The sequence below is a fragment of the Marinobacterium sp. xm-d-564 genome (assembly GCF_013283345.1).
GTDB lineage: Bacteria > Pseudomonadota > Gammaproteobacteria > Pseudomonadales > Balneatricaceae > Marinobacterium_E.
Genome location: NZ_WBYO01000010.1, coordinates 14620 through 27686, shown reverse-complemented (window position 1 = coordinate 27686; position 13067 = coordinate 14620). Strand labels below are relative to the sequence as shown.

Here is a 13067-nt window from a genome sequence, read left to right as displayed (position 1 = left end):
ATGTGCAGTGTCAGGAGCAAGGATGCCAGCCGAATCGATCGACTGGGTTGCACTGCGCCTTTTGGCTATGCGACCCGCTTCCAATTTAAAATTCATTCAACACACTGACTGGCCTGATCGGCTAAAAGACTCTAAGTGCTTAATAGAGCAGTTAGAGCTTTTTAACGAAAGTCAGTTCGCTGTCAGGCAGATAAAGTCACTCTACGATCATGCCGAAAAGCATCTAAATGTCATTAAAAACATAGATTGTGACGTTATCTGCTTTGAAGATAGCCGTTATCCCGAATTGCTTAAATCGATCTACGATCCGCCCGTGGTGCTCTTCTCAAAAGGCAATGTGCAAGCATTGAGCGACCCTCAAGTCGCTATGGTGGGTGGGCGAAAATCATCCAGCTTGGCCCGTGCAACCGCACAGCGATTTGCTCAAGAGTTAACCCAATCCGGCGTACATGTCACCAGTGGATTAGCCATAGGCATTGATCACGCAGCTCATCTCGGCGCAATACAAGCCGGCCCCGGTTCAACAATCGCCGTTATGGCAAACGGCCCAGATCTGGTTTATCCACAACGGCATCAACGGCTGGCCCAGCAGATATTGGACTCAGGCGGGCTGTTAGTCACTGAGCAGTTGCCCGGTATCCAGCCCAGGCCCTACCTATTTCCAGAGCGTAATCGCATCATCAGTGGTATGAGTTTGGGAACCCTAGTCGTTGAAGCCGCTATTAAGAGTGGATCACTGGTCACGGCGCGTTTGGCGCTGGAGCAGGGGCGGGAGGTATTTGCCATACCGGGTGCGATTACCAATGAGCTTGCAAGAGGCTGTCACCATCTCATTAAAGAGGGAGCTCAGTTGGTTGAAACGGTTTCCGAAATATTGGCGTCACTCTATCTACCGCTTACTACAGATCGTGTTGAGACGCCGCCCATTGAGTCTGAGGATCCCATAATCCGTGCACTGCATCAGCAGCCGTTAACTGCCGATCAGCTTGCAGCAAAGCTCAGTATTCCGATTGGGCAGCTTCAACGTCTGCTCGTGGAACTAGAAATCTCAGGAATTATTGGCCGAGAGGGAGCCCGTTACGTCGTTCTTCGGTAGAATAGCGTTTTTTCCAAAGTAAGATTCTGATTATGGTGAATGATTGGAGCATTAAACAGGCCGTAGAAGTGGTCCAGCAGGGTGGCGTAATTGCCTATCCTACAGAGGCGGTTTGGGGGTTAGGTTGTGACCCTTGGAACGAGCATGCCGTGAAACATCTGTTAGCGGTTAAACGCCGCCCTATGCATAAGGGCTTAATATTAGTGGCAGCCAATATTGGACAGGTTGAACCACTGCTGCAGAATCTGACAGCCGAGCAGCGTCAGGTTGTTGAGGCAAGCTGGCCTGGACCCAATACCTGGTTGATACCGGATACCGACGAGATGATCCCTGAGTGGGTTAAAGGCCAGCACAGCTCTGTTGCTGTTCGTGTCTCTGCACATCCCATCGTGCAGGCGCTCTGCAACCGTGCCGATATGCCGTTGGTATCAACCTCGGCTAACCCATCATCTGCAGTACCTGCAAAGAGTAAGTTGAGAGTAAGTACTTACTTTGGAAATAGAATTAATTATCGTGTTCAGGGCGCATTAGGCGATTCGGATCGACCATCCGTGATTCGTGATGCACTGACTGGACAGACCCTACGAGTTTAGAGACGGAGATTGCGAATGAGCAAACCGAGCGTAGCAGAAGTAAAAGCCTTCTTAATGGATCTTCAGGATCGTATCTGTAATGAACTGGCAGCAGCCGATGGTGGCGCTGAGTTTGTTGAGGACTCTTGGGATCGACCCGAAGGCGGCGGTGGCCGAAGCCGAGTCATTACAAACGGTGCGGTGTTTGAAAAGGGCGGCGTTAACTTTTCGCATGTTCACGGCAATCAGATGCCTGCATCGGCAACGGCGCACCGTCCTGAGCTTCAAGGCCGTAACTTTGAAGCGATGGGTGTCAGCCTTGTGATGCACCCTAAAAATCCTAAAGTGCCGACCTCACATGCCAATGTTCGTTTCTTCATTGCGGAGAAAGAGGGCGAAGAGCCAGTTTGGTGGTTCGGTGGCGGATTTGATTTGACCCCTTACTACGGCAATGAAGAGGATTGTGTTTTTTGGCACCAAGTGGCTAAAGACGCTTGTGACCCTTTTGGGGACGATGTCTACCCACGCTATAAAAAGTGGTGTGATGACTACTTCTTCTTGAAGCATCGTGGTGAGCCTCGCGGTATCGGCGGCCTCTTCTTTGATGACCTGAATGAGTTGGGTTTTGATCAAAGTTTTGCGCTGATGCAGTCCATTGGTAATGCCTACACTAAAGCCTATGTACCGATTATCGAGCGCCGTCGTGATGAGAGTTATGGTGAAGCCGAGCGTGATTTCCAATTACACCGTCGCGGCCGTTACGTTGAATTCAACCTAGTGTTTGACCGTGGCACTCTGTTTGGATTGCAGACCGGTGGCCGAACCGAATCGATTCTGATGTCGCTTCCACCGGAAGTGCGCTGGGACTACAACTGGGCGCCTGAACCCGGTACAGAAGAGGCGCGTTTGACTGATTACTACCTGCAATCTAGAGACTGGTTAGGCTTAGAAGCATGATCGATCAGTACCGAGTGACAGGCAATCCGATCAAACATAGCCTGTCACCCAGAATTCATAGCCACTTTGCTCAGACAACGGGTGAGTCTCTGAACTACACCGCTCAGCTGTTAGAGGCGGATACCTTTACGGACACGCTGAGGGTTCAACTGACCTCTGGAGAGATCAAGGGCTCTAATGTGACCCTGCCGTTTAAAGAGCTGGCTTGGCAGCTTGCACAGGAGCGCACGGCGCGCGCTGAGACAGCCGGTGCAGCCAATACTCTCTGGTTAAATGAGCAGGGCGAAATTTGTGCTGATAACACCGACGGCATTGGTCTGTTAACTGATCTAAAGAACAACTTGGGTTTGGAATTGGCGGGCAAACGCGTCTTGATACTGGGTGCAGGTGGTGCTGTGCGTGGTGTCATTCAGCCGATGTTAGAAGCTCAGGTTGCTAGCGTTGTGATAGCGAATCGCACGGTATCAAAAGCTCAGGTTATTGCCGATGTCTTTGCGGGCGCTCCCGTCTCTGCTTGCGGCTATGAAGACATTACTGGGCCGGCTTTCGATCTGATCGTCAATGGCACTTCGGCCAGTATTGGCGGTGAGTTGCCCCCTGTGCCTGCTGAAGCGATCGATGCCAACAGTTGTGGTTACGACATGATGTACGGTGCCGAACAGACGCCATTTTGTGCCTGGTGCGAACAGCATGGTGCACGTGCCATAGACGGTCTGGGTATGTTGGTTGAACAAGCGGCAGAGTCCTTCGCAATTTGGCGAGGGGTAAAACCCGAAACAGCCGAGATTCTTAATCAGCTCAGATCCGAACTGCAACACAAATAGCATTGACTTAGAGGGGGGAGCGCTTCAGTCTAAGGGTATCAATTCGCTGTATTGGATGCCCCGCATGGAAAAGCTAGCCCCGCTCTCAGTCGATCAACTCTACCGTACCTGCGATACCGATCTTCTCCCGTTTAAAACCACCGATAACCTAGAGGGCTTCGCCGGCTTCTTTGGTCAAGATCGTGCGCTTGAAGCGATGGAGTTTGGGGTAGGTATGAACCGCCCCGGCTACAATCTGTTTGTGATGGGTAACCCGCACACAGGGCGATTCTCTTTTGCGATGGAGAATCTGCGTGAGGCAGCCAAAAGCCAATCCAAGCCATACGATTGGTGTTACCTGAAGAACATCCAAGACACCCGTCATCCACAAGCGCTGCGCCTCCCAGCCGGTAAAGCCGTTAAGTTGCAGCACGATCTTAGTAAGCTTCTTAACCGTGTCGTCACTGAGCTGCCTGCTGCCTTTGAAAGTCCCGCCTATCAGCGTGAAAAATCTAAGATTGAACGTGACTTCAACCGTCTCTATGACAAAGCAGTAGAGACGGTCGAGAAGCAGGGGCGTGAATACTCCATCGCCGTTTATCGTGATGCGGGCACGATTGGATTTACGCCCGTAGCGGAAGGGCAAGCCATCGATGAGGCGGTCTTTTCGGCGCTTCCGGAAGAGATCCGTGACGCCTTTTCAACACACATATCCGAACTGGAAGAGCTGCTTAATGAGCAACTGACAGAGATGCCACGCTGGCGCCGTGAGGCCGCTGAAGCACTGCGTTACCTCGATCGTGACACCGCTCGTCACGCAATTAAACCCCTGTTTGAAGAGGTGCGAGGTGAATATTCAAACCTGAAGGGGGTGAACAGCTACCTTGAAGATGTAGAGCGTGATCTGATTCGTAACGCCGGTGAGATGATTGCGGAGGGGATTTTTGAGAACAAATCCGAGACGGCTCGTCGCGAATTCATGAACGAGAACTACGGTCTTAATCTGCTCGTTGATAATGAGAAGACCAAAGGGGCACCAGTGGTCTATGAGGCGCATCCAAGTTATGAAAATCTGTTTGGACGCATTGAGTACAACAGTGAAATGGGTGCTATGATCACCAACTACCGTCTGATTCGTCCGGGTGCACTGCATCGAGCCAATGGCGGTTACTTGATCATTGAAGCGGAAAAACTCTTTGAGCAACCCTTTGTCTATGGCGCCTTGAAGCGAGCGTTAAAAGCGCATGCGATTCGCATCGAAAACCCAGTCAGTGAGTATGCCGGTATCAGCACCGTAACGCTCTCACCTGAGGAGATCGATCTGGATGTGAAGATCGTCCTCATTGGCGCCCGTAACATCTACTACCTCTTACAAGAGCTCGATCATGACTTCGAAAAGATGTTCCGTGTTGTGGTCGATTTTGAAGAGGATGTCGAGCGCACACCGGCGACCATTCGCCAGTACGCCCGTCTAATGAGCACGCTGGCCAAAGAGGAGAAGCTAGCACCGTTAACTCGTGAAGCGGTAGCGCGACTGGTTGAGCACTCCTCTAGACTGGCGGGTGATCAAGATCTTCTATCGGCGCACATCGGTGAATTAGTCGATCTACTCTGTGAAGCGGACTACCGTCGTGCCAAATCGAATGACAAATACATTGATGCGGCACACGTCGACGCGGCTCTATCGGCCAAAGAGCGTCGAACCGGGCGTCTCTCTGAAAAGATCCAAGAGGGTATTACCAACGAGACCGTTTTGATCGACACGGATGGTGAAGCGATCGGTAAATCCAATGGTTTGACGGTACTGCAGGTTGGTGATGTTAGCTTTGGTTCGCCGGCGCGCATTACCGCAACGGTTCACCCCGGTAGTCGTGGCATCGTCGATATTGAGCGTGAAGTCACACTTGGCCAACCGATTCACTCCAAAGGGGTGTTAATTCTGTCCGGTTACTTGGGTCACCGTTACGCTAAAGAGTTCCCGTTGGCGATCTCGGCCAGTATCGCCATGGAGCAATCCTACGGCTATGTGGATGGTGACAGCGCCTCAATGGCGGAGATCTGTACCTTGATCTCAGCGTTAACGCACATACCGATCAAACAGCAGTTTGCGATGACCGGATCCATCAACCAGTACGGTGAAGTTCAGGCCATTGGTGGGGTTAACGAGAAGATCGAAGGGTTCTATCACCTCTGTGAGTCTCGCGGTTTAACCGGTCGACAGGGTGTGATTATTCCCAAAGCGAACGTCCGCAACTTGATGCTGAAACAGGAAGTGGTGGATGCCGTGAAAGAGGGGCTCTTCTCAATCTACTCTGTCGCAACCGTTGATGAAGCACTCGAGCTGCTAATGGGTCGCAGCGCTGGCAAAGAAAAAGCCGACGGCGTATTCACCCAACGCTCTATTGGTGCTGAAGTGGTTAAACGCTTGCGTGAGTTGTCTAAAGCGAAGGCTTAGTCTCTGCCGTTTCTTAGAGTGGGGTCAGACCACAGGTCAGACCCCTGTTGGAGTCTTCTCGCAGAGGAGACGATGAGATATCGCCTCATTTCGCTTCGCTCAATAAAGCTCCAGCAAATTTTTAATTTGCCCAATCCTCGGCCAGATGCTCATTCTTCAGCTTCACATAGTTGGCAGCAGAGTAGCTGAAGTAGCTCATCTCTTTTTCGGTCAGGTCGCGAACTGCTTTGGCAGGGCGGCCCATGTAGAGCTTGCCACTCTCTAGACGCTTACCTGGCGGTACAAGCGCGCCGGCACCGACAACGACATCATCTTCAACGATTGCGCCATCCATTACCGTCGCTGACATACCAATCAGGACACGGTTGCCTATGGTGCAGCCGTGCAGCATCGCCATGTGACCGATGGTCACTTCATCGCCAATAATCAACGGATAGCCGTCAGGGTTATAGCTGCTGGCATGAGTGATGTGCAGGATTGCTCCGTCCTGAACATTGGTGCGAGCGCCGATACGAATATGGTTCATATCGCCACGTATCGCTGTCAGTGGCCAAACGGATGCGTCATCACCCAGCACCACATCCCCAATGACAACCGCACTGGGGTCAACAAATACCTTATCACCTAGGGTTGGGCTGATGCCTTTAAAAGGACGTAGTTTCATATCGCATTCCTTGAATAACTGATCCGCTCACCCCATTGTATAGTAAAGCGTATAGAGTTTTTGATCTCGGAGAGACCGATGAGTAACCCACTGTTAGAACCATCTTCACTGCCACAATTCAGTACCATCAAACCTGAGCATGTTGTTCCCGCCGTCGATGAGCTATTGCAGCGTAACCGTGAGCGTATTGCAAAGATGACTGAACAACCACTGATGGATTGGCAGAGTTTAGTGGGTGAACTGGAACAGCTAAATGATGAATTAGCTCAAGCCTGGTCTCCGGTCTCTCATCTCAACGCCGTGGCGAATACCGATGAGATGCGCGAAGCGTATAACGCCTGCCTACCTAAACTGTCTGAATACTTTACTGAGCTTGGCCAGAATAAAAAACTCTATGAAGCGTACGAACAATTTAGTCAAAGTGCGGCCTTCTCTGAACTTTCAAATGCTCAAAAGAAAGTGATTACTAACTCACTTCGTGACTTCCGTCTAGCGGGTATTGGTCTGCCAGAAGAGCAACAAAAACGTTACGCCGAGCTGCAACTAAAACTCTCTGAGTTGACCACTAAATTCTCTGAGAACGTCTTGGATGCAACGCAGGGTTGGACCAAGCATGTTACCGATGAGACCGAGTTAGCTGGGTTGCCCGATCATGTCCTTGAAGCGGCTAAGCAGGCGGCTGAAAGTGAACAGTTAGAGGGCTGGGTGCTAACACTCGACTTCCCTGTTTATCATGCCGTGATGCTGCAGGCTGATAATCGTCAGCTGCGTGAAGAGTTCTACACGGCCTATGCGACTCGTGCTTCTGATCAGGGGCCAAAAGCGGGTGAGTGGGATAACACCGATCTCATTGAGCAGATCCTGACACTGCGCCTTGAGTTGGCGAAGCTGCTTGGGTTTAGTAATTACGCGGAATATTCACTGGCCACTAAAATGGCTCAATCTACCGATCAGGTGGTGAACTTCCTTGAGGACTTAGCAGCTAAAAGCCGTCCTCAAGCCGCTAAAGAGTTAGAAGAGCTGACCGCTTTTGCTCAATCAGAAGAGGGGATGAGCGATCTGCAAGCTTGGGATATCACCTACTATGCAGAGAAGCTGAAACAGCAACGCTTTAACATTTCCCAGCAAGAGCTGCGTCCCTACTTCCCACTCCCTAAAGTGTTGGATGGACTGTTCGCAGTGACTGAGCGACTTTTTGGTGTCAGCGTCACTGAACTGAAAGAGTTTGATACCTACCATGACGATGTTCGACTGTTTGAGTTGAAGCGTGATGGTCAGGTACTCGCAAACTGTTACCTAGATCCATTCGCTCGTGCTGGTAAACGTGGTGGCGCATGGATGGATGACTGTCGTGTACGCCGTAACATCAATGGTGATATTCAATTGCCCGTGGCGTATCTAGTCTGTAACTTCACGGCGCCGTTAGAGGGCCAGCCTGCGCTACTAACCCATGATGAAGTAACGACACTATTCCACGAGTTTGGTCACGGTCTGCATCACATGCTGACGCAAATGGAGCATGCCGATATCAGTGGAATTAATGGTGTAGCCTGGGATGCTGTCGAACTGCCCAGTCAGTTTATGGAGAACTGGTGTTGGGAGCCAGAAGCGTTGGCACTGATCTCAGGTCACCATGAGACAGGTGAGCCTCTGCCAGAAGATATGCTGAATCGCATGCTTTTGGCTAAGCATTTCCAATCGGGCATGATGATGGTGCGTCAGCTTGAGTTTTCACTGTTCGATTTCATCCTACACCGTGATTTTGAGCCTGGCCAAACGTCAGTACAGTCTGTTTTGAACAGTGTTCGTGAACAGGTGGCAGTATTGATCCCACCTGCATTCAACCGTTTTCAGCACAGCTTTAGCCACATCTTCGCAGGCGGCTATGCGGCCGGCTATTACAGCTATAAATGGGCTGAAGTTCTATCGGCCGACGCTTTCTCTCGTTTTGAAGAGGAGGGTATCTTTAATCAGGAGACTGGTGCATCCTTCAGAACCGAAATTCTTGAGAAGGGCGGTTCTAAAGAGCCAATGGAGCTATTTGTCGCGTTCCGTGGCCGTGAACCTGAAGTGGATGCTTTGCTTCGCCACTCAGGTATTGCCGCTTAATTCAGCGAAGGAGCTGATATGAAACCAGTTAAACGCTTTGTCGCCGGTGTGGTCTGTCCACGCTGTGCCGCTATGGATAGTACACGAATGTATCGCGACGAAGAGCGTGAGTATCGTGAATGTGTTAAATGTGGGTTTGAAGACAGCATGCGCCTTGACGGCCGTCCAGAGCCCAAAGAGCTTGAGACCCGAGTCTCTAAAGAGGGTGTGGACCCGCTAAAGAATACACCAGCAACCGAAGTAGAAGCCCAGCCACTGCAGTTCTTTACCAACCCTAATTTGCAGAAAAAGGACCACTGACGTGAGCCTAGATGCTGATATCTGTGGCTGGGCACGTCAGTCCGAGATAGAGCATCGTTACCACGACCAAGAGTGGGGTTTACTGCGAACCAATGACCAAACACTGTTTGAGTTTATGGTTCTAGAGTCCGCACAAGCGGGTTTAAGCTGGCGCACCGTATTAAATAAACGCGAAGGCTACCGTCGCCACTATCGTAATTTTGAACCCGAGCGAGTGGCTCAGTTTGGAGAGAAAGAGATAGAGGCGATGCTGGCTGATGCCGGAGTCATTCGTAATCGCGCCAAAATCGAAGCCTCTATTAATAATGCTAAGCACTTCTTAGCCATTTCGACGGAGTTCGATGGTTTTGCAAACTTTTTGTGGTCGTTTATGGAGAGTAGAGTGATCGTAAACAGACCCAAAACGCTAGCTGATATACCTGCAGAAACCGATCTCTCAAAGCAGATTGCGAAAGATCTAAAGAGACGTGGCGTTCGCTTCTTCGGCTCAACCATCGTCTACGCCTACCTTCAGGCTACCGGCTTCGTCAACGATCACCTAGAGACCTGCCCCGCCTACCAGCGTTGCATCGATCATCTGTAGGAACGAATTGCCAAAGGCAAACCGTGACGCAGAAATAGTCGTGTCAGGCTGAAAGCCAGACACGGGGACTTTGTGGCGGGTCTTGTTGCAACGGTGTCTGGCCTTCAGCCTGACACCACCTTCAAATGTTATTTAGGATTGGATTACGCCTTAAACCAAACCCCACGCTGGTTATAGCGGTGGAAAATCCAGAACCCCATCAATGCTCTGACCAAAAATGCCGCGGTGAATGATAACCATAGGCCGGTATTACCTAGATCTTGTGTTAGCCACCAGAGGGGTAAAAACGTGCCAAACACAGTGACGACCATGATCTGCAGCATCGCTTTAGATTGAGTCGTGCCGACAAGAACACCATCTTGGAAATAGCTCCATACAGCGATCAATGGAAGCACCCAGATAAAGATCAAATAGTCCTGTGCGACATCCAATACCGATTCAATGTCGGTCATCAGGCTCAGAATAGAGTGCCCACCCAACATAAACGTGAGTGTAAGCCCCAGCGCAAACAACAAGGACCAGAGAGCTGAACTCTTCATGGCGCGGTAGAAGTTGTATCGATCCTTGGCACCCGCATAGCGACCACAGATCGCCTCAGCAGCGTGGGCGAATCCATCGAGAGCGTGCGAGATCAGCATCAAGAAGTTCAACAGGAGAGCATTAGCCGACAGTATATCCGTTCCAAGTCGCGCACCTTGTGAGGTGAAGAAAGCAAACATAAAGAGCAGTGACGCGGTCCGAACAAATAGGTACTTATTCACGGTAAAAATCGCGCGATAGGCTGACAGTTGACGAAGTGAGTTTGGCAAAATTGCACCATCAATCAGGTTTAGATGGCGCTTCATCAGCAGTAACCCAAGAACCACACCGGTGTATTCAGCTATCAGTGTTGCACTGGCGACACCCTCTGCGCCCCAGCCGAAACCGAGCACAAACAGCAGATCTAACACCAGATTCGTCAGGTTGACGACGGTCATAATGATCAGGGGTGAGCGTGTATCTTGATTACCGACAAACCAGCCCACTAAGACGTAGTTGAACAGCGCCGCTGGAGCACCGTAGATACGAATATCGGCATAGCTTCGAGCGGTTTCGTGGACATCGGAATCGGCACCCATCCACTCTAAACCCAAAGTGAGTATGGGGATTTGTGCGAGCCACATAAGGCTGCCGAGACCCAGTGCGATCAGGGTTGCTTGCGCTAAAAAGGTCCTATTTGCATTGCCATCTTGGCGTCCCACAGCTTGTGCAATTAGCCCAGTGGTGCCCATTCGTAAGAATCCAAACGCCCAGTAGATGGTGGTAAACAGTGTGGCTCCAATTGCCACCGCCCCTAAATGCTTCGGATCATCCAAATGGCCGACAACGGCGCTATCGACAAGACCCAAAAGGGGAACAGTGATGTTGGATAGCAGCATCGGCCAGGCCAGCGCCCAAACACGCTGATGCATGCTCCAATCATTCAGTTGAATCATGCCCGTGCCCGGGGTGCGAAGAAGATCAATAAGAAGATCACCAGTGCGCAGACAACGACACTCGGGCCCGCTGGAGTGTCCGCAAACCAAGAGAGCGCAATGCCTCCAACAACCGCGATAGACCCAAGCATACTGGCAAAAATCGCCATCTGTTCTGGCGTGGCAGACATTCGCCGCGCCGCTGCAGCCGGCATGATCAATAGAGAGGTAATGAGCAGCACACCAACCAGTTTCATCGCACCAGCAATCACCATGGCGATTAACAACATTAGGGCGAGTCTATAGCGAGCAACCTGTATCCCCTCTACTTGGGCCAGCTCCTCGTTAATAGTGATGGCTAGCAGTGGTTTCCAAAGCCAGTAGATCGCGGCTAAGACAGCTATGCCTCCCAACAGAATCCACTTAAGGTCTTCGGGAGTGATCGCTAATAGATCTCCAAACAGGTAGGCCTGAAGGTCGATGCGTACGTTATCCAACAGTGATATCGCGACCAGACCCAGTGATAGCGCACTGTGTGCCATAATCCCCAACAGCGTATCGGTGGCTATCCAGTGTTGGCGCTGCATTGCGACTAAACCAAGCGCCAGCGCTACACAGCAGAGCACGACGGCTAGGCTCAGGTTGATATCAAACAGAATGCCCAGTGCGATGCCGAGTAGAGCTGAGTGAGCCAAGGTGTCACCGAAGTAGGCCATACGGCGCCACACAACAAATGCACCTAAAGGGCCGGCAACAATGGCGACTGCTATGCCGGCAATCAACGCATAGATGATGAAATCAAGCATGATCACCCCCACAGCAGTCACCTTCAACGACGTTACCATGCATATCGTGGCTATGGTTGTGATGGTGATTATAGAGCGCCAGCGTTGACGCGTGAGAAGCGCCAAACAACTCTATATAGGCAGGGTCTGCGCTGACGGCTTCTGGATGTCCCGAGCAGCAGACATGTTTGTTCAGACAGACGACGTGATCGGTCGATGACATAACCAGATGCAGATCGTGTGAAATCATTAACACACCGCACTTTCGTTCTTTACGGATATCCGTGATCAGCCGATAGAGTTCGGTTTGACCATTAATATCGACACCCTGAACCGGCTCATCCAGCACCAATAGATCGGGGTTTCGTAATAGAGCCCTAGCAAGAAGGGCTCTCTGCATCTCACCGCCGGAAAGATCATGAATCGAGTAATCGACCAGGTGTTCAGCACCCACCGAAGCGAGTGCGGCCTCGATCTCATTTTGGTTATAGCCATGTGGAATCTGCAAAAAGCGTTTAACGGTTAAAGGTAGTGTCCGGTCGATCTGAATTTTTTGCGGCATATACCCGATGCGCAGGCCCGGTTTCGTCCAAACAGTGCCTTCGGTCGGTTTCACCAGTCCAAGTAACACCTTTACCAGTGATGACTTACCCGCGCCGTTGGGTCCGATCAGTGTGGTGATGCAGTCGTTATGCAGTGGCAGGTTCACATTGTTGAGCACCGATTTATTACCAAAGCGCAAACTGACCCCGTCCAATCTGGCCAGATCTGGATTACTCATGATTCACTCCCACGACAATCGCTGCAAAGACCTAACAGCTCGATATTCTCTTCCTCAAGCTGAAAGCCGTGCGTATTAGCGACTCGATTAAAGCTCTCTTGAAGCTCACTGGTCTCAATTTCGGCTGCGGTTTTACACTCTCTGCAGATCATAAATGCCGATGGATGTGGGTGTTCTGGATTTGAGCATCCAACAAAAGCGTTGAGTGATCCGATTTTGTGAATGAGCCCCAGCTGATGCAAAAAATCCAATGCCCGATAGACCGTCGGTGGCGCTGAGTTAAAGCCCGCGTCAGCCAGCGCGGGTAACAACTCATAGGCACCCAGTGGCTTATGGGAGCTCCAGACGAGTCGTAACACTAACTCGCGAATAGGAGTCAGACGCTGGCCACTCTCTTGGCAGATCGCCTTGGCGTTATCTAACGCACCACTGACGCAGTGATCGTGGTTGTGGTCTGAATTGAATGCGTCGTTGATTTCAAGCATGCTTTATCTCAATTATTGTTATA

General features: G+C 51.0%; 13 protein-coding genes. 8 read left to right on the top strand and 5 right to left on the bottom strand.

Annotated elements, in window-relative coordinates; genetic code table 11:
• The first annotated feature begins 22 nt into the window (after positions 1-22).
• The 5 genes from dprA (at position 23) to XMD564_RS09985 (ending at position 5883) form a co-directional block, all read left to right on the top strand.
• Complete coding sequence (dprA, locus tag XMD564_RS10005) at positions 23-1096, top strand: DNA-processing protein DprA (RefSeq protein ID WP_173489247.1); 1074 nt, start codon at positions 23-25, stop codon at positions 1094-1096.
• 32 nt (positions 1097-1128) lie between these two features.
• Positions 1129-1689 (top strand): L-threonylcarbamoyladenylate synthase, encoded by a 561-nt coding sequence (locus tag XMD564_RS10000; RefSeq protein ID WP_173482183.1) that lies wholly within the window; start codon positions 1129-1131, stop codon positions 1687-1689.
• A gap of 15 nt (positions 1690-1704) precedes the next feature.
• Positions 1705-2625, top strand: coding sequence for an oxygen-dependent coproporphyrinogen oxidase (hemF, locus tag XMD564_RS09995; RefSeq protein WP_173489246.1), 921 nt, complete (start codon positions 1705-1707; stop codon positions 2623-2625).
• Positions 2622-3449: a shikimate dehydrogenase gene (gene aroE / locus XMD564_RS09990; protein WP_173489245.1), complete on the top strand. Its 828-nt coding sequence runs from the start codon at positions 2622-2624 to the stop codon at positions 3447-3449. The genes hemF and aroE overlap by 4 nt, the downstream gene beginning before the upstream one ends.
• A gap of 64 nt (positions 3450-3513) precedes the next feature.
• The gene (locus XMD564_RS09985; protein WP_173506948.1) at positions 3514-5883 is read left to right on the top strand and encodes a Lon protease family protein; all 2370 of its coding nucleotides are present in this window, start codon (positions 3514-3516) and stop codon (positions 5881-5883) included.
• Positions 5884-6004: 121 nt separating this feature from the next.
• Here the strand turns inward: XMD564_RS09985 and XMD564_RS09980 are convergent, their stop codons facing one another.
• Positions 6005-6547: a gamma carbonic anhydrase family protein gene (locus tag XMD564_RS09980; protein WP_173484673.1), complete on the bottom strand. Its 543-nt coding sequence runs from the start codon at positions 6545-6547 to the stop codon at positions 6005-6007.
• 78 nt (positions 6548-6625) lie between these two features.
• On the opposite strand from XMD564_RS09980, the gene prlC reads away from it, so the two are divergent.
• The 3 genes from prlC to XMD564_RS09965 are packed head-to-tail and all read left to right on the top strand — an operon-like array spanning position 6626 to position 9539.
• On the top strand, positions 6626-8656 hold the full coding sequence (gene prlC / locus XMD564_RS09975; protein WP_173508278.1) for an oligopeptidase A: 2031 nt from the start codon (positions 6626-6628) through the stop codon (positions 8654-8656).
• Between the two features lie 18 nt (positions 8657-8674).
• On the top strand, positions 8675-8956 hold the full coding sequence (locus tag XMD564_RS09970; RefSeq protein ID WP_173482188.1) for a YheV family putative zinc ribbon protein: 282 nt from the start codon (positions 8675-8677) through the stop codon (positions 8954-8956).
• Between the two features lies 1 nt (position 8957).
• A complete protein-coding gene (locus XMD564_RS09965; protein WP_173508277.1) occupies positions 8958-9539 on the top strand; it encodes a DNA-3-methyladenine glycosylase I in 582 nt (193 codons plus the stop codon).
• Positions 9540-9682: 143 nt separating this feature from the next.
• Here XMD564_RS09965 and XMD564_RS09960 read toward each other — a convergent pair whose 3' ends face one another.
• The 4 genes from XMD564_RS09960 to XMD564_RS09945 are packed head-to-tail and all read right to left on the bottom strand — an operon-like array spanning position 9683 to position 13044.
• Positions 9683-11014 carry an MATE family efflux transporter gene (locus XMD564_RS09960; RefSeq protein WP_173489241.1) on the bottom strand — a complete coding sequence of 444 codons (1332 nt, stop codon included), beginning with the start codon at positions 11012-11014 and terminating at the stop codon, positions 9683-9685.
• The gene (znuB, locus tag XMD564_RS09955; protein WP_173482193.1) at positions 11011-11799 is read right to left on the bottom strand and encodes a zinc ABC transporter permease subunit ZnuB; all 789 of its coding nucleotides are present in this window, start codon (positions 11797-11799) and stop codon (positions 11011-11013) included. Before znuB ends, XMD564_RS09960 begins: the two co-directional genes overlap by 4 nt.
• Positions 11792-12559: a zinc ABC transporter ATP-binding protein ZnuC gene (znuC, locus tag XMD564_RS09950; protein WP_173508276.1), complete on the bottom strand. Its 768-nt coding sequence runs from the start codon at positions 12557-12559 to the stop codon at positions 11792-11794. The genes znuB and znuC overlap by 8 nt, the downstream gene beginning before the upstream one ends.
• Positions 12556-13044, bottom strand: coding sequence for a Fur family transcriptional regulator (locus XMD564_RS09945; protein WP_173483723.1), 489 nt, complete (start codon positions 13042-13044; stop codon positions 12556-12558). Before XMD564_RS09945 ends, znuC begins: the two co-directional genes overlap by 4 nt.
• Between the last annotated feature and the right edge of the window lie 23 nt (positions 13045-13067).